Here is a 19,190-nt window from a genome sequence, read left to right on the forward strand (position 1 = left end):
ACCATCATGAAATCGTTGATTCGCCCGCTCGTCGTGCTGTTCGTCATCCTGACCGCCGTGACGGGGCTCGCTTACCCGGCCGTGATGACCGTGTTCGGTCAGGCCGTGTTCCCGTCGCAGGCCAACGGCAGCCTGATCGAGCAGAACGGCAAGGTCGTCGGCTCCGCGCTGATCGGCCAGCAGTTCGATGCGCCGAAGTATTTCTGGGGCCGGCTGTCGGCCACCGCGCCGATGCCGTACAACGCGGCCGGCTCCGGCGGCTCGAACCTCGGCCCGCTGAATCCGTCGCTCGCCGACCAGGTGAAGGCGCGCATCGCCGCGCTGCGCGAAGCGGGCACCGACCTGTCGACGCCGGTGCCGGTCGACCTCGTGACGGCGTCGGCCAGCGGCCTCGATCCGGAGATCACGCCGGCCGCGGCCGCGTACCAGGTCGAGCGCGTCGCGAAGGCGCGCCACCTGGCGCCGGACGCGGTCGCGCGGCTCGTCGCCGCGAACACGACGGGCCGCCAGTTCGGCGTGCTCGGCGAGCCGCGCGTGAACGTGCTGAAGCTGAATCTCGCGCTCGATGCGGCGCAGGCCGAGCACTGAGCGAGCGTGCGTGCGGGCTCCCCGGCGCGGCTTGCCGCGCGCCGGGCCCGACCTTGTTCCGACGGCGCTCGCGCCGTCTTTGCCTTTTGCGGCGATTTGGAACCACAATGGCCCTATCTCGCGCGCCATCCGGCGCGTCGCCCTCCTGACGCATGAACCGCCCCGATCCCGACCAACTCCTCGACAAGCTGCAGCGCGATGAAGAAAAGCAGCGCCGCGGCCAGCTCAAGATCTTCTTCGGCGCGTCCGCCGGCGTCGGCAAGACCTACGCGATGCTGCAGGCCGCGCGCCAGCGCCGGCAGGATGGCGTCGACGTCGTCGTCGGCATCGTCGAGACGCACGGCCGCGCCGAAACCGCCGCGCTGCTCGACGGCCTCGACGTGCTGCCGCCCGCCCGCCTCGACTATCGCGGCCGCTCGCTCGTCGAATTCGATCTCGACGGGGCGCTCGCGCGCGCGCCGCAACTGATCCTCGTCGACGAGCTCGCGCATTCGAACGTGCAGGGCGCGCGGCACCTGAAGCGCTGGCAGGACGTCTACGAGCTGCTCGACGCGGGCATCGACGTGTATACGACCGTCAACGTCCAGCACCTCGAGAGCCTGAACGACGTGGTCGGCGCGATCACCGGCATCCGCGTGTGGGAGACCGTGCCCGACCGCGTGTTCGACGCGGCCGACGAAGTCACGCTCGTCGACTTGCCGGCCGAGGAATTGCTCGGCCGGATGCGCGACGGCAAGGTCTATCTCGCGCAGCAGGCCGAGCGCGCGGTGCGCAACTTCTTCCGCAAGGGCAACCTGATCGCGCTGCGCGAGCTCGCGCTGCGGCGCACGGCCGATCGCGTCGACGCGCAGATGCGCGAGTACCGCGCCGATCGTTCGATCCAGCGCATCTGGCAGGCGCGCGAGCGGCTGCTGGTGTGCGTCGGGCCCGGCCCCGAAGCGCCGACGCTCGTGCGCGCGGCGGCGCGCCTCGCCGCGAGCCTGAAGGCCGACTGGATCGCCGTGTACGTCGAGACGCCGCGCCTGCAGCGGCTGCCCGACGCGCGGCGGCAGCGCACGCTCGACGCGCTGAAGCTCGCGGCCGAGCTCGGCGCGGAGACGGCCACGCTCGCAGGCGCCGACGCGGTCGCCGCGCTGATCGGCTATGCGAAGGTGCGCAACGTGTCGAAGCTCGTCGCGGGCGGCTCGCCGAAGGTCGGGCTCGCGCGCCGCTTCGCGCGGCCGTTCGGCGAGCAACTGGCGGAGCGCGCGGGCGACGTCGACCTGATGCTGATCCGCGCGTCCGCGAGCGACGAGACGCGCGCCGCGCCGCTCGACGCGCGGGCACGCGACTGGCGCGATGCGTTCGCGCAGTTCGGCACGCACCGTTCGCCGCCGCGCCACTACGCGTATGCGGCCGCGATCTGCGCGGCGATCACCGTCGTCGCGAGCGTCGTGTCCGGGCGGCTCGACCTCACGAACCTCGTGATGCTGTACCTGCTCGGCGTGGTGTTTTCGGCGGTGCGGCTCGGCCGCGGCCCGGGCGTGCTGCAGTCGTTCCTGTCGGTGGCCGCGTTCGATTTCTTCTTCGTGCCGCCGCGCATGTCGTTCTCGGTCAGCGACACGCAATACCTGCTGACCTTCTTCGGGATGCTGCTGACGTCGCTCGTGATCAGCCACCTGACGTCGACGCTCACGCGCCAGGCGAGCGTCGCGCAGCGCCGCGAGCGCCGCACCGGCGCGATCTACGCGATGGCGCGCGAGCTCGGCGCGGCGCTGACGACCGAGCAGATCGTCGAGATCGGCAGCCGCCACGTGGGCGAGGTGTTCCGCGCGCGCGTCGCGTTCCTGCTGCCCGACAGCGCGGACCAGGTGCGGCAGAAGATCGAGGAGCCCGACGCGGCCGTCACGCTGACGGGCGCGGAGCTCGACAGCGACGTCGGCCAGTGGGTGTACGACCAGCAGAAGCCGGCCGGGCGCGGCACCGATACGCTGCCGGCGACGGCCGCGCTGTACCTGCCGCTGAAGGCGCCGATGCGCACACGCGGCGTGCTCGCGGTCGCGTCGCGCGAGCCGCGCGAACTCGAGGTGCCCGAGCAGCAGCGGATGCTCGACGCATTCGCCGCGCAGATCGCGCTCGCGCTCGAACGCGTGCACTACGTCGAGATCGCGCGCGACGCACTCGTCAACATGGAGTCCGAGCGGCTGCGCAACTCGCTGCTGTCGGCGATCTCGCACGACCTGCGCACGCCGCTCACGACGATCGTCGGTTTTTCGTCGATGCTCGCGAACGGACGCGCGGCCGCGCAGGCCGGCGACGCCGCGGCGGCCGGGCGGCTCGCGCAGCGCGAGGGCGAACTCGTCGACGCGATTCACGACGAGGCGCTACGCATGACGGGCATCGTCACGAACCTGCTCGACATGGCGCGGCTGCAGGCCGGCAGCCTCCAGCTCAAGCGTCAGTGGTCGCTGCTCGAGGAAACCGTCGGCGCCGCGCTCGCCGCCTGCCGCCGGGTGCTCGCGCGCCATCCGGTGCGCGTCGCGCTGCCGGCCGACCTGCCGCTGCTGCAGATGGACGCGGTGCTGATGGAGCGGCTGTTTACCAACCTGTTCGAGAACGCGGCGAAGTACACGCCGCCCGATACGTCGCTCGAGATCGGCGCGGAGCGCGTGACCGACGACGGCCAGCCCTACGGGAGCCCGTTCGTGCGCGTGCACGTCGACGATCACGGCCCGGGCCTGCCGGCCGGGATGGAAGTACGCATCTTCGACAAGTTCACGCGCGGCGAGAAGGAATCGGCGACGCCGGGCATCGGGCTCGGTCTCGCGATCTGCCGCGCGATCGTCGAGGCGCATGGCGGTAAAATCGGCGCGCTCAACCGCACCGCGCCCGACGGCCGCGTGACGGGCGCGCGCTTCTGGTTCACGCTGCCGGTCGACACGCCGCCGGCCGCGCCGGCCGTGCCCGACGACGAATCCGACCTGCCGGCCGCATCGCCCCCATCCGAGTCATTGCCCGACCATGAGTGAACCCAGCCTGACCGTCGTCCTGATCGAGGACGAAAAGCAGATCCGCCGCTTCGTGCGCGCCGCGCTCGAGGAGGAGGACATCGCGGTGTTCGAAGCCGAGACGGGCAAGCAGGGGCTGATCGACGCGGCGACGCGCAAGCCCGACCTCGTGATCGTCGATCTCGGCCTGCCCGACACCGACGGCCTCGACGTGATCCGCGAGCTGCGCGGCTGGTCCGAGGTGCCGGTGATCGTGCTGTCCGCCCGCACGCAGGAAGAGGAGAAGGTCGCCGCGCTCGACGCGGGCGCCGACGACTACCTGACCAAGCCGTTCGGCGTGTCCGAACTGCGTGCGCGGATTCGCGCGCAACTGCGCCGGCGCAACCAGGGCGGGGCGAACGAGTCGCCGAAGGTGACCTTCGGCGCCGTGACCGTCGATCTCGCGCTGCGCCAGGTGTGGCGCGACGACGCGATCGTGCACCTGACGCCGCTCGAATACCGGCTGCTCGCGACGCTCGTGCGTCACGCGGGGCGCGTGCTCACGCATCGCCAACTGCTGCGCGACGTGTGGGGACCGTCGCACGTCGAGAGCCATCACTACCTGCGCATCTACATGGCGCACCTGCGCCAGAAGCTCGAGGCCGATCCCGCGCAGCCCGAGCACATCGTCACCGAGACGGGCGTCGGCTATCGGCTCGTCGGCGCCGTGTGACGGGCGGTGGGCGGCGGCCCATGCGGCCGTGACGCCGCGCCGACAGGGTTGCGTCGGCGCGACAGTCTCGCGATGAGCGCCGGCCTTGCACACCGGCTGCGCAATCCCCGCTATCCTGACCGTTCCCCGAACGAAAACGAGGAGCGTGCAATGTCCGTCCGTCCGGTCGTCATCTGTGCGCTGGCGCTCGCTGCGCCCGGCGCGTTCGCCCAGCCGTTGCCGCCCGGGCAGCAGCCGCCCGCGCAGATGGCGCTGGCCAATCCCGCATCGGTCAACTGCGAGAAGCTCGGCGGTCGCCACGTGATCCGCAACCTGTCGAGCGGGCAGGTCGGCATGTGCCTGTTCAAGGATGGCCGCGTGTGCGAGGAGTGGGCGCTGTATCGCGACGACCGCTGCGTCGGCGGCGTCGCGCCGAAGCGCGTGGCGAACTGACCGCGGCCGGCCGGTCGCCCCGTATCGGCCGAGGGCAAGCCTGTAAGCCTGTTGTTATACTCGGCGCCGCCCGGGGACGACCCCGGGACATTCGCTTCGACGGGGACGGCCCCATCCGGTACGGAGTACGTCGAGATGGCGTGGGTATGGTTGTTGATCGCCGGTTTGCTGGAAGTGGCCTGGGCGGCCGGCTTGAAATTGTCGGACGGCTTCACGAAGCTCGGTCCGTCGGTGTTCACGATCGTGACGGCGCTGGCCAGTTTCGGGCTGCTCGCGGTCGCGATGCGCCAGTTGCCGCTCGGCACCGCATACGCGGTGTGGACGGGCATCGGCGCGGTCGGCGCGTTCGTGTTCGGTATCGTGATGATGGGCGAGGCGCTGAGCGTCGCGCGCGTGGCGAGCGCGGCGTTGATCGTCGCGGGGCTGGTCGGCCTGAAATTGTCGTCGGCCGGCTGACGACGGTATCCCGGGCGCGCATGTGCCGGGCCGCCGCCCCGCGCCGCGGAATTGCGCCGGTCGCCGGTCCAGCCTGTCTATAATGGAACGTATTCGGGCCTGAATCCCGTCGTGCTGCTCGCGGCACGCGGGGCCGGCCGCCACGCGCCGCGCGGCCGGTCTGTCCGCCCCGATCCGATCAATCGGCAAAACGCACGGAAAGTGCAAGGAGAGGGCCATGATCGAAGCCATTTCGCTCGGCGCGGGACTCGCGTGGGCGAGCGGCCTGCGCCTGTACCTGACGGTGCTGATCGCTGGCGTGCTGGCGCGGTTCGGCTGGCTCCATCTGCCCGACACGCTGGCCGTGCTGATGTCGCCGTGGGTCATCGGCGCCGCGGCCGTGCTCGCCGTCACCGAATTCCTTGCCGACAAGATCCCCGCGTTCGACTCGCTGTGGGATGCCGTGCATACCTTCATCCGCATTCCGGCCGGCGCCGTGCTCGCGGCCGGCGCGCTCGGCCATGCCGATCCGACCATGCTGGCGGTCGCGGGGCTCGCCGGCGGCTCGCTCGCCGGCGCCGCGCACGTGGCGAAAGCCGGCACGCGCGCGCTGATCAACCTGTCTCCCGAACCGATTTCGAACTGGGTCGCGTCGTCGACCGAGGACGGTCTCGTGGTCGGCGGGCTCGTCCTCGCGTTCTTCGTTCCGCTCGCGTTCCTCGTGCTGCTCGCCGCGTTCATCGCGGCGTCGGCGTGGGCGCTGCCGCGCCTGTGGCGCGGCGTGTCGGGCGGCTTTCGCGGGATGGCGAACCACATGGTGTCGCGGCTCAACTCGATCGGAGGGAAACGCGATTGAAGGGGCCGCAACACGCGGCGCAGCCGCCGGCCGGGCACCCCGGCCATGACGGGCGCGCGCATGCCGGCCGCTTCGGCCTGCGCGACCTGATCCACCAGGCTGCCCGGATGACCGCGCGCGACTGGCGCGCGGGCGAATTGACACTGCTGGTCCTCGCGCTGGTGCTCGCGGTCGCGGCGCTGACGAGCGTGGGCTTTCTCGCCGATCGGCTGCGCCAGGGCCTCGAGCGCGACGCGCGCCAGATGCTCGGCGCCGATTTCGTCGTGCGCGCCGATCGTCCGGTCGATCCGTCGTTCGACCGCGAGGCGCGCGCGCTCGGCCTGCGTACCGCGACGACCGCCATCTTCCCGAGCATGATCGCGTCCGCCGCGGGCGGCCAGGCCGCCGACGCCGCGCCGTCGCGCCTCGCGGCCGTGAAAGCCGTGTCGCCCGGCTATCCGCTGCGCGGCGCGGTCGAAATCCTGCCGGCCGGCGCCACCGCCGCGCAGAAGGCCTCCGCGATCCCCGCGCCGGGCACGGTGTGGGCCGACCCGGCGCTGCTCGACGCGCTGCATCTGAAGGCGGGCGATACGGTGCGCGTCGGGCTGTGCACGTTCACGGTCGCGGCGGCGATCACCCGCGAACTCGATCGCGGCTTTTCGTTCGTCAATTTTTCGCCGCGGCTGATGATGCGCGCGGACGAGCTTGCCGCGACGGGGCTCACGGGCTATGGCAGCCGCGTCACGTACCGGCTGCTGGTCGCCGGCGACGCAGCGGCCGTCGCGCGCTTCGAAACCTATGCGCACTCGCGCGTCGACGGCGGGAAACTGCGCGGCGTCGGGCTCGAGTCGTTGCAGGAAGGGCAGCCGCAGGTGCGGCAGACGCTGGATCGCGCGCGCCACTTCCTGACGCTCGTCGCCTTGCTGACCGCGCTGCTCGCGGCGGTCGCGATCGCGATGGCCGCGCAGCGCTACATGCGGCGCCATCTCGACGGCTGCGCGACGATGCGCTGCCTCGGCGTGAGCCGCCGCACGCTCGGCGCGCTGTTCGCGCTCGAATTCGTCGGTGTCGCCGTCGTGTCGGGCGCCGCGGGCGCGGTGCTCGGCTACGGCGGCCACTGGGCGCTGCTGGCCGCGCTCGGCAGCCTGATCGACGTCGTGCTGCCGCCACCCACGTTGTGGCCGGCGCTGATCGGCATGGGCGCCGCGCTCGTGCTGCTGCTCGGTTTCGCGCTGCCGCCGCTCGTGCCGCTCACGCGCGTGCCGCCGGTACGCGTGCTGCGGCGCGACTGGGGCGACGCGTCTCGCACCGCATGGGCCGGGTATGCGATCGGTGTCGTGCTGTTCGCGGGGCTGCTGATCGCGGCCGCCGGCAACCTGAAGCTCGGCCTGATCGTCGCGGGCGGTTTTGCCGGCGCGCTGGTCGGATTCGCGCTGATCGCGCGGCTCCTGCTGTTCGCCGCCGCGCGCGCGGTGCGCAATGCGCGCGTGGCCGCGGGCGTCGGCTGGCGTTACGCGCTGGCGTCGCTACACCGGCGCGGCACGGCCAGCGCGCTGCAGATCACCGCGCTCGCGCTCGGCCTGATGTGCCTGCTGCTGATCGCGATCACGCGCAACGACCTCGTGGCGGGCTGGCGGCAGTCGACGCCGCCCGATGCGCCGAACCAGTTCCTGATCGATATCCAGCCCGATCAGCGCGCCGATGTCGCCGCCTATCTGGCCGCGCACGGCGTGCGCGACGCGGTGCCCGCGCCGATGGTGCGCGGCCGCCTCGTCGCGATCAACGGCAAGCCGGTGAATCCGGACGCGTACCCGTCGGAAGAGGCGCGCCGGCTCGTCGATCGCGAATTCAACCTGTCGTATACGACCGAACTGCCGTCCGACAACCGGATCGTCGAAGGCGACTGGTTCGGCACCGCGGCCACGCCGCAGATCTCGATCGAAGCCGGCCTCGCGAAGACGCTGAACGTGAAACCGGGCGACACGCTGCGCTTCGACGTGACGGGGCTGACGGTCGACGCGCCGATCACGAGCGTGCGCAAGCTCGACTGGGGTTCGTTCCGCGTCAACTTCTTCGTGCTGATGCCGCCGCCCGTGCTGAAGGATTTCCCGGCCGTCTACCTGACGAGCTTCCATCTGCCCGCATCGAACGCCGCGCTGCTCGATCCGCTGATCGCGCGCTACCCGAACCTGACCGCGATCGACGTCGCGCCGATCCTCGCGCAACTGCAGCGGATGATGCTGCAGGTGGTCGGCGCCGTGCAGTTCCTGTTCTTGTTCACGCTCGCGGCCGGCGTGCTCGTGCTGTACACCGCGCTCGCCGGCTCGCGCGACGAGCGCGTGCGCGAGGCCGCGCTGCTGCGCGCGCTCGGCGCGTCGCGCGCGCAGGTCAATGCGGTGCAGCGCGCGGAATTCGTCGTGGTCGGCGCGCTGGCCGGCGTGCTGGCGTCGGCGGGCGCGATCGCGGTCGGCTGGGTGCTCGCGTCGCGCGTGTTCGACTTCCAGCTCGCCGTCGATCCGTGGCTCGTGCCGGCCGGCATCGCGGCCGGCGTCGTCTGCGCCGGTGCGGCCGGCTGGCTGAGCCTGCATAATGTGTTGCGGCGCCCCGCGCTGCAGTCGCTGCGCGACGCATGAGCGTCGCCGGCGGCCCCGAAGATCCCGTTTTCCGACTATCCGTATGACCGATGTGAATGACGATGCGCCGTCGCAGCCGACGGCGTTCGAGCTCGTGGGCGGCGAAGCCCGCGTGCGCGAAATGGTGGACCGCTTCTACGACCTGATGGACCTCGAGTCCGAGTTCGCGCAGATTCGCGCGCTGCATCCGCCGTCGCTCGACGGTTCGCGCGACAAGCTGTTCTGGTTCCTGTGCGGCTGGCTCGGCGGCCCCGACCACTACATCAGCCGGTTCGGTCATCCGCGGCTGCGCGCGCGGCACCTGCCGTTCCCGATCGCGTCGGTCGAGCGCGACCAGTGGCTGCGCTGCATGGCGTGGGCGATGGAGGATGTCGGGCTGCCGGAGCCGCTGCGCGAGCGGCTCATGCATTCGTTCTACGACACGGCCGACTGGATGCGCAACCGGCCCGGTTGATCGACCGGTACGCCGCTGCCCGTGCGCGGGACGATCTGCGTCTGGGCGCGCGTGCGGCCCGGCGCGACACTGGCCGCTTCCCCCATCGATACGAGGCTCGTCCGATGACGACACTAGCGCTGTTTCGCGAAGACGCGTACCGCACGCAATGCGACGCGATCGTCGAGGCCGTCGGCGACGACGGCATCCGGCTCGATCGCACCGTGTTCTATCCGCTCGGCGGCGGCCAGGCCGGCGACACCGGCACGCTGACGCTGCCCGACGGCGGCACGATCGCGATTGCCGATACGCGCAAGGCGAAATTCGACGGCGCGACGCCCGACGACGCCGTGCACGTGCCCGCGCCGGGCCAGGACGCGCGCATCGCGACGCTCGCCCCCGGCACGCGCGTGGTCGCGGCGATCGACTGGCAGCGCCGCTACCGGCACATGCGCCTGCATACGGCCGCGCACCTGATGTGCGCGGTGCTGCCGTACGCGGTCGACGGCTGCAGCGTGACGGTCGACTACGTGCGGCTCGATTTCGCGACGTCCGACGCGATCGACCGCGACGACGTCGAGCGGCGCCTCGCGGGCTTCGTCGCCGGCGCGCATCCGGTCACGACCGAGTGGATCACCGACGACGAGATGGCCGAGCGGCCCGAACTCGTGCGCACGATGAGCGTGAAGCCGCCGATGGGTCTCGGCCGCGTGCGGCTGCTGCGCATCGAGAACGTCGACCTGCAGCCGTGCGGCGGCACGCACGTGCGCAACACGTCCGAAATCGGCGGGCTGCGGGTCGCGAAACTGGAAAAGAAGAGTGCGCGCACGCGGCGCCTCGTTCTGGAGTTTGCATGACGATCGATACCGGGAAAGCGGGCGCGGCGACGCTCGATCCGCAGGCACGGGAAATTCTCGATTTCTGGTTCGGCGCGCCGGGCTCGGCCGAGTTCGGGCAGAACCGCAAAGTCTGGTTCAATGGCGGCGCGGCGTTCGACGACGTGTTGCGCACGCGTTACGGCGCGCTGCTCGACGCTGCGTGCGACGGCGCGTGCGATCACTGGGCCGATTCGCCGTCGGGCGCGCTGGCGTTGATCGTCGTGCTCGACCAGTTCTCGCGCAACATCCATCGCGGCACGCCGCGCGCGTTTGCCGCCGATCCGAAGGCGCTCGCGTTGGCCCGCCGCGTCGTCGCGGCCGGCTGGGACGCGCGGTTGCCGAGCGGGCATCACCGTGCGTTCGCGTATCTGCCGTTCGAGCACGACGAGTCGGTCGAGAGCCAGCGCGAGGCCGTGCGCCTGTGCGCGGGCATCCGCGACGAGGCCGGGTGTGAGCGCTATCACCGCTACGCGTTGCTGCATGCGGCGGTCGTCGAGCGCTTCGGCCGCTTTCCGCACCGGAACGCGATTCTCGGCCGTGCGTCGACCGACGAGGAAGCGGCGTTTCTGCGGGAGCCCGGCTCGTCGTTCTGATGATCCGGATGTCGGCGGGATGAGGGGAGGGCGCGGCGAACCCTGGGACGCTTGCGGGTTCGTGTCGGCGCCGGTATTGCAGCAAAGGCTGCGCGCCGGTCGCTCGGACGGATGAACGCGGCCCGTGCCGAAGAAGAACGTGAAGGCGGCAAGGGCAGCGCATCGCGCCGCCCTGTGTCACCGCTGGTGCTGTTCGGGCGTGCGCACGTAGACGCGCAGCAGTTCGTCGTTGTCGCCCGGGCGGGCGCCGGTCCAGAACAGCTTCCATTCGTCGCCGGGCGCCGGATCGACGGCCCGCACGCCCTGCACGATCATCCACGTGCAGCGCGTCGTCTTCGCGTCGTCGATCGGCGTGTGCTGGATGCCGGAGAAGTAATACAGCATCGGCGCTTCCGATTCGCCGAGCCCGTGCAGGCTCGCCATGCAGTCGCCGTCGTTCCATTCGAGCGCGAGATGCGCGTTCAGGTCGTCGAACACCGAACGGTAGCTCTTCGCGACGTCGAGCCACGGCAGCAGCAGCGTATAGATGAGCCCCCACGCGACGAGCGCGCCGGCGCCCCACGACAGCGCGCCGCGCCATAGGCCCGTCGTGCGCAGCTTCGGCAGCAGCGTCAGCCAGCCGACCGTTAGCGCAAGCGCGCCGGTCACGAGCGCGGGCTGGATCGGCATCGTCCAGTCGAGCGGCAGCCAGCGTCCGAGCAGCGCGAGACTCGCGCGCGGCGCGGCCGGATCGGCCATTACCGCCCAGATCGCCCACGCGAGCACGACGACGGTGCCGAACAGGAGGCGGCTCAGGTAATCCCATGCGAGATGCAGCCGGCGCGGCAGGCGGTCGATCGCCTGCGCGGCGACCAGCGCGAGCGGTGCGAAGAACGGCAGGATGTAGAGCTGGCGCGACGTCGCGGACACCTGCAACACCACGAGCCCGATGCCGGCGAACATCACGGGCAGCGCGATGCGCGGCGTACGCCAGTCGCGCCATGCGCCGCGGGCGAGCGCGACGATCGCGAGCGGGGCGACCGGGAACCCGACGAGCAGGAACGCGCGCAGGATGAAGAACGGCTTGTCGTTTTCCGCGCCCAGCTCGGGAACGGAGAAGCCGAAGAAGCGGCCGACGTTGTTGTCCCAGAACCACGTCATGAACAGCGTTTCCGAGCGCAGGAACAGCGCGGTCGGCCAGATCAGCGCGAACGGCGCGAACACGAGCGCGGCGACGCCGAGCGCGCGGGCGAACGACCGGGTGCGGCAGGCCGGATAGAGCACCACCGTGCAGACGAGCGTGGCCGCGAACACGAGCGGCACGAACAACCCCTTCGCCATCAGCGCGATGCCGACGCCCGCGCCGAAGATCGGCGCGGCCCAGCGGCCCGCCGGATGCGCCGGCAGCCCGTGACGCAACTGCTGCGCACGCGCGACGTGCCGCATCACGAGTTCGAGCAGTCCGCAGAACGCCATGGCGGTGCCGGCAAACAGCGCGACGTCCGTCATCATGTCGTGCACGTGCTTGATGACGACGAGCGTGCTCGCGCTCAGCACGACCGGGCCGATCACGCGCAGGTCGAACCAACTCTCGGTCCGGCTGGCCACGCGGGCCGCGCGCGCGATGAAGCCGAACGCAAGCGCGGCGAACAAGGCGCTCGCGAGGCGCGCCGCGTCGTGCAGCGGCATCACGCGCTGCAGCAGCCACGCGAGGCTGGTCGCGACCCACGCGTAAAGCGGCGGTTTTTCCATGAACGGCAGGCCGGCATTGGTCGGCACGACGAAATCGCCGGTCTCGAGCATGTGCTGGATGATGCCGAACGTGTAGGTTTCGTCCTGTTTCCACGGATCGTGCCCGAGCACGCCGGGCAGCGTGTACGCGCACACCAGCGCGACGACGAACAGCCATGCGCGCCAGCCGAGCAGCAGCGAGCGGTCGCGCGGGGCGCTGATGGCGGCGGTCGAGGCCGCGACGGGCGTGCCGGCGACGTCCAGCGTCGCGATGACGTCGGTATCGGCGGTCGAGCGGGTGTGCGTGGCCGGGGCGGGCACGGGCGTGCGTCGCCGGCTGGGCGCTGCGGTTCCAGGCATGGAAAAGATCTCGGGTCGAGTCGAGCCGGTCCGGCGACATGGGCTGGACCGATAAGGGGCTACATCCGGGTAACGGACAGCGTGTTTGAGACACCTGTCTGAATGGCCGCTAGTAGAGCACGGAATTGTTACGGATGTTTACTGGAAGTGTCGCGGAATTGTGGAGATTTGTGGCGCGGCGACCATGGCGTTTTCGATCGCTTTATTGTTGCGCCGCGCGTCAGCTTAGCGGCCGCCACCAACGTCGAGCAGGGCGCCCGTCGTGTAGGACGCCGCATCGCCTAGCAGCCAGACGATCGCCTCGGCGATCTCCCGCGCTTCGCCCGCGCGGCCGAGCGGTGTCTGCGCGCCGAGCCGGGCCGCGCGGCCTGGCTGGCCGCCGCTTGCATGAATATCGGTCTCGATCAGGCCGGGGCGCACCGCGTTGACGCGCACGCCGTGCGGGCCGAGTTCCTTGGCCAGGCCGATCGTCAGCGAATCGACCGCGCCTTTCGAGCCCGCGTAATCGACGTACTCGTTCGGCGAGCCGAGCCGCGACGCGATCGACGACACGTTGACGATCGCGCCGCCGCGGCCGCCGCGGTCGGTGGACAGCCGACGCGCGGCTTCGCGCGCGCACAGGTAGGCGCCGAGCACGTTGGTATCGAAGATCCGCCGCAGGCGGTCGGCGGGCATGTCGGCGAGCGGCATCGACGGCGCGACGATGCCGGCATTGTTGACGAGCGCGTCGAGGCGCCCGAACGCGGCCGCAACGGTGTCGAACATCGCGACGACGTCCGCCTCGTTCGCGACGTCCCCCGCGGCGATGCACGCGCGGCCGCCCGCGTCGCGCACGGCCTGCGCGGTCAGTTCGGCCGCGGCTGCGTCGCGTGCATAGTTGATGCCGACGTCCCAGCCGCGTTCGGCCGCGAGCACGGCGGTCGCACGGCCGATGCCGCGGCTCGCGCCGGTGACGAGGACAGCCTTGCGGTCGGACGGTGCGGTCATCGCGTGCGGTTTCCGGTGACGGTTACTTCGCGGCGTCGGGCGCCCACTTGTCGCGGGCGGGCGGCTGGTAGCGGCGCAGCCGCTCGATCAGCGCGACGGGTTCCGGTTCGACGCACAGCGCGTCGAAATAGGCCGGCCGCATGAAGCCTTCGTCGACCGTATGACGCAGCAGCGCGATCAGCGGATCGTAGAACGAATCGATGTTGTAGAGCGCGACGGGCTTGCGGTGATAGCCGAGCTGGGCCCACGTGTAGACCTCGAAGAGCTCCTCGAGCGTGCCGGCGCCGCCGGGCATCGCGACGAACGCGTCGGACAGGTCGGCCATCATTTTCTTGCGATGGTGCATGTCGGGCACGACGTGCAGTTCCGACAGCCCCGTATGGCCGACTTCCTTGTCGACCAGCAACTCGGGGATCACGCCGACCGCACGGCCGCCGGCGGCCATCACTTCGTCGGCGATCACGCCCATCAGGCCGACGCGGCCGCCGCCGTATACGAGCGTGAGGCCCGCATCGACGAGCGCGCGGCCGAACGCGCGCGCGGCGTCGGCATAGACGGGCCGCACGCCGGACGACGAGCCGCAGTAAACGCAGACCGCCTTCATTGCTTCGCGTCCTTGGCGGGGGCCTGGCCGGTGGCGACGGGGCCGCCCGCCGGGCGCGGCGAACCGTCGCGCGGCGGCAGGTAGTCGGTGAACTGGCGCTTCGGCAGCTTGCCGGACACGAGATCGTCGAACAGCTGGCGCGAACGGCCGCGCAGGTACGGCGCCATGATCGAGATCACGTGCATGCTGACCTGGTGCAGCTCTTCGCGGATCGCGTCCTGATCGTTGTATTTGCGCGGATGCATCACGTACTGGTACGACAGCCAGTACGTCGAGATCACCGCCATGTTGGTGGCGATGACCTCGATCTCCGCGGGCGTCGCGACCATTTCGGCATCGGAGACGAGCAGCTCGCACATGTCGTGCGCGAAGCGCACCTTGTGGCTGATGATCTGCTTGAAGTGCGTCTCGAGCGTGCGGTTGCGGGCGAGCAGGTCGTTGAGGTCGCGATACAGGAACCGGTAGGTCCACATGAAATCGGCCATGTACTGCAGGTACGACCACGTTTCGTCGATCGTCGGACGGTGATCTTCGGGAAAGCGCAGCCGCCGTTCGATCTGCTGTTCGAACTGCGCGAAGATGCTGTTGATGATGTCGTCCTTGTTGCGGAAATGGTAGTACAGGTTGCCTGGACTGATTTCCATTTCCTCGGCGATCGTCGTGGTGGTGACGTTCGGCTCGCCGATCTCGTTGAAGAGTTTCAACGACAACTCGAGAATCCGTTCGCGGGTGCGGCGGGGAGGTTTCGCTTCCATGTCGTCCGGCCCTGTGTGTGCCGGACTGGCGGGCGCTGCAATCGATGCTGCGTGATTCGTCCGGCGCGGGTTGCTGTTCTATGTCTGGCGGACGATTATAAACCGGGGTTTCGCCACGTCGGGGCATTTCGTGATCGCGGCCCCCGCGCGGCGCATGGTGCGGCGCCGCATGCGGGCGTGGCGAAAGGCGCCCGGCGCTTGCCTAGAAGCCGAGCCAGCGTGCGACGACCGGCCCGAGCACGAAGCCCCACGTCGTCACGCACGCGAACAGCGCGACCGTCACGGCCGCGCTGCCGAGGTCCTTCGCGCGCTTCGACAGTTCGTGGCGCTCGAGCGAGATGCGGTCGATCGCGGCTTCGACGCTCGAGTTCAGCAGCTCGACGATCAGCACCAGCAGCACCGAGCCGATCAGCAGCGCGCGCGACGCGGCCGGCACCGGCGCGAATGCGCCGATCGGCAGCATCAGCGCGGCGAGCGTGAGTTCCTGGCGAAACGCGCTTTCCTCGCGGATCGCGACGCGAAAGCCGTTCAGCGAATGCTTGAGCGCGAACCACGCACGCGTGATGCCGCGGTGGCGCTTGTACGGATTCGGCGGCAGCGCCGCGAGCCGGTCGTCGGGGCCGAGCGGCTCATGCGGTTGCACGTCCGCGTCGGCATGCGGCTCTTCCTCGTCGAACGGGCGGTGCCGCGACGGCGTCGCGGCGGGGGGCGGGATCTTGTCGTTCAGGTCTCGTTTCAAACGGCTGCACCTTCGGCTGGCGAGTACGCGGTCTTCGGCAGCGGCTTCAGATGCGACGCGAATTGCTCGGATGCGGCGCGCCACGAGAAGCGTTCCGCCCACGCGCGCGCAGTCGTGCGTTCGATCTTCAGCGCCTCGAGGCAGGCTTCCTGCAGGTCCTCGTGCATCGCGCCGGCATCGCCTCCGCCGAGCACGTCGATCGGGCCCGTGACGGGATACGCGGCCACCGGCGTGCCGCAGGCGAGGGCTTCGAGCAGCACGAGGCCGAACGTGTCGGTGCGACTCGGGAATACGAACACGTCGGCCGCAGCATACACCTTCGCGAGCTCCGTCTGTGACAGCACGCCGAGATAGTTCGCCTCCGGGTAGCGCGACTTCAGCTCCGCGAGCGCGGGGCCTTCGCCCGCGACCCACTTCGAGCCGGGCAGGTCGAGGCGCAGGAACGCCTCGACGTTCTTCTCGATCGCGACGCGGCCCACGTACAGGAAGATCGGCCGCGCGGTGTTGAGCACCTTCGACTCCATCGGCCGGAAGATGTCGAGGTCGACGCCGCGGGTCCACAGCACGACGTTCGTGAAGCCGAATTTCTCGAGGTCCTGCTTGACGACCGGCGTCGGCGCCATCACCGCGAGCGACGGGCCGTGGAACCAGTGCAGGAACTTGTAGGTCGCCGCCAGCGGAATGCCGAAGCGCGCCTGCACGTATTCCGGGAAGCGCGTGTGGTAGGCGGTCGTGTACGGCAGCTTGCGGGCGCGCGCATAGCGCCGCGCGGCGAGGCCGAGCGGGCCTTCGGTCGCGATGTGCAGCGCGTCGGGTGCGAACGCATCGATCCGTGCGCGCAGCTTGCGGTACGGCAGGATCGACAGGCGGATTTCCGGGTAGGTCGGGCAGGGCACCGTGGGGAATTCCAGCGGCGTCAGCATTTCGACGCGGTGGCCGAGCGCGGTGAGTTCGCGGGAGGTGCTCTTCAGCGTGCGCACGACGCCGTTGACCTGCGGTTCCCACGCGTCGGTGACGATCATGATCTTCATCGCGGCATGTCCTGTAAGTAGGGTTGTGTCAGGCAGTGGCCTTGGCCTTGCGCGACGTGGTCTCCGACGGCGCGCTGCGCATCACCGTCCAGTAGACGATCTTCAATTCGCCTTCCATCGTTTCGACGAGCGCGGACAGGCTTTCGACCCAGTCGCCGTCGTTGCAGTACATCACGCCGTCGATGTCGCGAATCTCGGCCTTGTGGATGTGGCCGCACACGACGCCGTCGCAGCCGCGGCGGCGCGCCTCGTCGGTCATCACGGTCTCGAACTGCGAGATGAAGTTGACCGCGTTCTTGACCTGGTGCTTCAGGTACTGCGACAGCGACCAGTACTGGAAGCCGAGCCGGCTGCGGATCCGGTTGAACCAGCGGTTCAGCACGAGGATCAGCGTGTAGAGCGTGTCGCCGAGGTACGCGAGCCATTTCGCGTGCTGGATCACGCCGTCGAACAGGTCGCCGTGCACGATCCACAAACGTTTGCCCGCGAGCGTCGTGTGGAACGCCTCGCCGCGCACCTGGATGTCGCCGAACGCGAGATCGCAGAACTGCCGCGCGCCTTCGTCGTGGTTGCCGGGGATGTAGACGACCTGCGTGCCCTTGCGCGCCTTGCGCAGGATCTTCTGCACGACGTCGTTGTGCGCCTGCGGCCAGTACCAGCCTTTTTTCAGTTGCCAGCCGTCGATGATGTCGCCGACGAGGTACAGGTATTCCGAGTCGTTGTGACGCAGGAAATCCAGCAGGTAGGGCGCCTGACAGCCGCTCGAGCCGAGGTGGATGTCGGACAGCCAGATGGTGCGGTAGCGATGGGTGGACGGCTCGGGGTCGTCGTGCTGCGTGGTGTGCGCGACCGGCGGCTGGTGCGACACCACGCCGTCGGTTGCCCCCGAACCGGACAGGAACGCGGTGGCGGCGCGGGCGCCGATGGGATGACGAAACAATGAAGTCGCGGACGTTTTCTGGCCCATGCATGACTCGCGCCGGTTGACATTACCCGGCATTCCGCCATGCGGGCGTGACTGTGCCGTGACAGTCACGAGACGTTCTTATTACGACCGTTGAAGGATGTTTAGCCGTGAACGAGCGGGCGTTGCGTTAGCTGCCGCACCGAACGGCCGGCGCTTGTCCGGCAAGGCCGTCCGGCTCGATCGGGGGCGGGATGGGCGAGCGGCTTTCGTCTGGCGAATGTGGCGCGTCAGCGCGGTATCGCGACGACGCGGGTGCGCGCGAGCCGGTCGTGCGGGAACTGGCGGCCGGCGTGCAAGCGGGCGGCGCCGGCCCACACGACGATCCATGCGGCGGCGAGCGCGAGCGTGACGGGTACCGACAGGCCGAGCAGCGGGTGCAGCGCGAGCGGCGGCAGGAACCACAGCCAGCCGAGCGCGTAGCGGACGAGCGCGTGGCCGGCGCTCAGCGGCCGGCCGCTCGACGATTCGAGCCGCAGCCGCCAGGTTTTCATCGGCAGCGTCTGGCCGCCGTGCGTCCAGAACCACACGAAATACGCGCCGACGACGAGCGCGATCCACGCGGCAAGCAGATTGTGATGAACGAGGCCGTTGCGTTGTTGCGTCGCCAGGCTGAACGCGAGCCCGGCGAAGAACACGACGCCGAACAGCAGCACGCCTTCGTAGAGCAGCGCGGCGAGGCGCCGCCGTACGGACGGCGCGGCGGCCGGGGACTCGGGCGCGCGGGCGTTCGCCACGGCCGCTCAGGAGCCCTTGAACAGCGAAGGCGCGTCGGCGGGCGACACCGGCACGACCGCGGCCGGTGCCGATGCGGTGCCGGACGTCGACGATGCCGGCACCGGCTGCGCGGCGGCACCGGTCGACGCGGGCGCCGGGGCGGCAGCCGCGCCGCTCGCCGGGTGTTCGTGCGAGTTGACGAGGCGGCGGACGTCACGGTCGGCGACGGTCGGCGGCGCGCTGACGACGCTCGGCCGGCGGCGGCGCTCGGCGGCGGCAAGCCGTTCCTTCTGCTCCTCGGGGAGTTGCTGGTAGGCCTTCCACGCGCGCTCGCGCGCCTGCGCGGACAGCTCCTTCGCGCTCTGGTAGTTCTCGCGCGCGACGCGGCGCTGTTCGGGCGTCATCTTCGCCCACTCGGTCATCCGCTCCTGCAGGCGTTTCTGGTTATCCAGCGACAACTTCGCGAAACGCGATGCGATCTTCAGCCATTTACGCTTGCGGGCATCGCTGAAGCCGTCCCACTGGTCGGCGAACGGCGCGAGGGCCGCGTGCTGCGCCGGCGTGAGGCGTGCCCACGACAGCGGGCCGGTGGCGGCCGGCAACGGCAGCGGAAGGGGCAGCGGCGGGAGTTCGGCGGTCAGCCCGGTCGCGGTCGACGCGGGCGCGGCGGGACTGGTGGTCGCGACGGGCGCCGTCGCGGGGGCCGGGTGGAATCGGGGATACGTGGCGACGTAGGAAACGGCGATCGCGATCACGCATCCGAAAAATACGGCCAGGCCGCGCTTCTGACTCACCCG

The 19,190-nt window shown here is 70.2% G+C and carries 19 protein-coding genes; 10 read left to right on the forward strand and 9 right to left on the reverse strand.

Annotated elements, in window-relative coordinates; translation table 11 throughout:
• The first annotated feature begins 6 nt into the window (after window positions 1-6).
• The 10 genes from kdpC (at window position 7) to QZM72_RS28360 (ending at window position 10,526) form a co-directional block, all read left to right on the forward strand.
• The gene (gene kdpC / locus QZM72_RS28315; RefSeq protein WP_301739744.1) at window positions 7-588 is read left to right on the forward strand and encodes a potassium-transporting ATPase subunit KdpC; all 582 of its coding nucleotides are present in this window, start codon (window positions 7-9) and stop codon (window positions 586-588) included.
• A gap of 152 nt (window positions 589-740) precedes the next feature.
• Window positions 741-3,596, forward strand: coding sequence for a sensor histidine kinase KdpD (locus tag QZM72_RS28320; RefSeq protein WP_301739745.1), 2,856 nt, complete (start codon window positions 741-743; stop codon window positions 3,594-3,596).
• On the forward strand, window positions 3,589-4,287 hold the full coding sequence (kdpE, locus tag QZM72_RS28325; RefSeq protein WP_060259571.1) for a two-component system response regulator KdpE: 699 nt from the start codon (window positions 3,589-3,591) through the stop codon (window positions 4,285-4,287). The genes QZM72_RS28320 and kdpE overlap by 8 nt, the downstream gene beginning before the upstream one ends.
• 150 nt (window positions 4,288-4,437) lie before the next feature.
• Window positions 4,438-4,719, forward strand: coding sequence for a DUF333 domain-containing protein (locus QZM72_RS28330; RefSeq protein WP_089468043.1), 282 nt, complete (start codon window positions 4,438-4,440; stop codon window positions 4,717-4,719).
• A gap of 135 nt (window positions 4,720-4,854) precedes the next feature.
• Complete coding sequence (gene sugE, locus QZM72_RS28335) at window positions 4,855-5,175, forward strand: quaternary ammonium compound efflux SMR transporter SugE (protein ID WP_089468042.1); 321 nt, start codon at window positions 4,855-4,857, stop codon at window positions 5,173-5,175.
• Window positions 5,176-5,392: 217 nt separating this feature from the next.
• The gene (locus QZM72_RS28340) at window positions 5,393-6,010 is read left to right on the forward strand and encodes a DUF4126 domain-containing protein (protein ID WP_089468041.1); all 618 of its coding nucleotides are present in this window, start codon (window positions 5,393-5,395) and stop codon (window positions 6,008-6,010) included.
• Window positions 6,011-6,117: 107 nt separating this feature from the next.
• Window positions 6,118-8,622 (forward strand): ABC transporter permease, encoded by a 2,505-nt coding sequence (locus tag QZM72_RS28345; RefSeq protein ID WP_367620043.1) that lies wholly within the window; start codon window positions 6,118-6,120, stop codon window positions 8,620-8,622.
• A gap of 43 nt (window positions 8,623-8,665) precedes the next feature.
• A complete protein-coding gene (locus tag QZM72_RS28350) occupies window positions 8,666-9,076 on the forward strand; it encodes a group II truncated hemoglobin (protein WP_089468039.1) in 411 nt (136 codons plus the stop codon).
• Window positions 9,077-9,180: 104 nt separating this feature from the next.
• Window positions 9,181-9,912: an alanyl-tRNA editing protein gene (locus tag QZM72_RS28355; RefSeq protein ID WP_089468038.1), complete on the forward strand. Its 732-nt coding sequence runs from the start codon at window positions 9,181-9,183 to the stop codon at window positions 9,910-9,912.
• Window positions 9,909-10,526: a DUF924 family protein gene (locus QZM72_RS28360; RefSeq protein WP_301739747.1), complete on the forward strand. Its 618-nt coding sequence runs from the start codon at window positions 9,909-9,911 to the stop codon at window positions 10,524-10,526. Before QZM72_RS28355 ends, QZM72_RS28360 begins: the two co-directional genes overlap by 4 nt.
• 177 nt (window positions 10,527-10,703) lie before the next feature.
• Here the strand turns inward: QZM72_RS28360 and QZM72_RS28365 are convergent, their stop codons facing one another.
• From QZM72_RS28365 to QZM72_RS28405, 9 genes are all read right to left on the reverse strand, one after another.
• A complete protein-coding gene (locus QZM72_RS28365) occupies window positions 10,704-12,596 on the reverse strand; it encodes a glycosyltransferase family 39 protein (protein WP_301739748.1) in 1,893 nt (630 codons plus the stop codon).
• A 225-nt stretch (window positions 12,597-12,821) separates the two neighbouring features.
• Window positions 12,822-13,583 carry an SDR family oxidoreductase gene (locus QZM72_RS28370; RefSeq protein ID WP_301739749.1) on the reverse strand — a complete coding sequence of 254 codons (762 nt, stop codon included), beginning with the start codon at window positions 13,581-13,583 and terminating at the stop codon, window positions 12,822-12,824.
• Window positions 13,584-13,605: 22 nt separating this feature from the next.
• Window positions 13,606-14,187, reverse strand: a complete 582-nt coding sequence (locus QZM72_RS28375) for a TIGR00730 family Rossman fold protein (RefSeq protein ID WP_089468035.1) — start codon at window positions 14,185-14,187, stop codon at window positions 13,606-13,608.
• On the reverse strand, window positions 14,184-14,942 hold the full coding sequence (locus tag QZM72_RS28380) for a TetR/AcrR family transcriptional regulator (protein WP_050016436.1): 759 nt from the start codon (window positions 14,940-14,942) through the stop codon (window positions 14,184-14,186). Before QZM72_RS28380 ends, QZM72_RS28375 begins: the two co-directional genes overlap by 4 nt.
• Before the next feature lie 202 nt (window positions 14,943-15,144).
• Window positions 15,145-15,681, reverse strand: a complete 537-nt coding sequence (locus tag QZM72_RS28385; protein WP_089468034.1) for a diacylglycerol kinase — start codon at window positions 15,679-15,681, stop codon at window positions 15,145-15,147.
• A complete protein-coding gene (locus QZM72_RS28390; protein WP_301739750.1) occupies window positions 15,678-16,712 on the reverse strand; it encodes a glycosyltransferase family 1 protein in 1,035 nt (344 codons plus the stop codon). Before QZM72_RS28390 ends, QZM72_RS28385 begins: the two co-directional genes overlap by 4 nt.
• A 28-nt stretch (window positions 16,713-16,740) precedes the next feature.
• Entirely contained in the window at window positions 16,741-17,679 is a 939-nt protein-coding gene (locus tag QZM72_RS28395) for a UDP-2,3-diacylglucosamine diphosphatase (protein ID WP_301739751.1), read from the reverse strand.
• A gap of 227 nt (window positions 17,680-17,906) precedes the next feature.
• A complete protein-coding gene (locus tag QZM72_RS28400; protein WP_301739752.1) occupies window positions 17,907-18,413 on the reverse strand; it encodes an RDD family protein in 507 nt (168 codons plus the stop codon).
• Window positions 18,414-18,419: 6 nt separating this feature from the next.
• Window positions 18,420-19,187 (reverse strand): DUF3106 domain-containing protein, encoded by a 768-nt coding sequence (locus tag QZM72_RS28405; protein ID WP_301739753.1) that lies wholly within the window; start codon window positions 19,185-19,187, stop codon window positions 18,420-18,422.
• Between the last annotated feature and the right edge of the window lie 3 nt (window positions 19,188-19,190).

Origin of the sequence: Burkholderia sp. AU45388 (assembly GCF_030481585.1) — a bacterium.
Classification (GTDB): domain Bacteria; phylum Pseudomonadota; class Gammaproteobacteria; order Burkholderiales; family Burkholderiaceae; genus Burkholderia; species Burkholderia sola.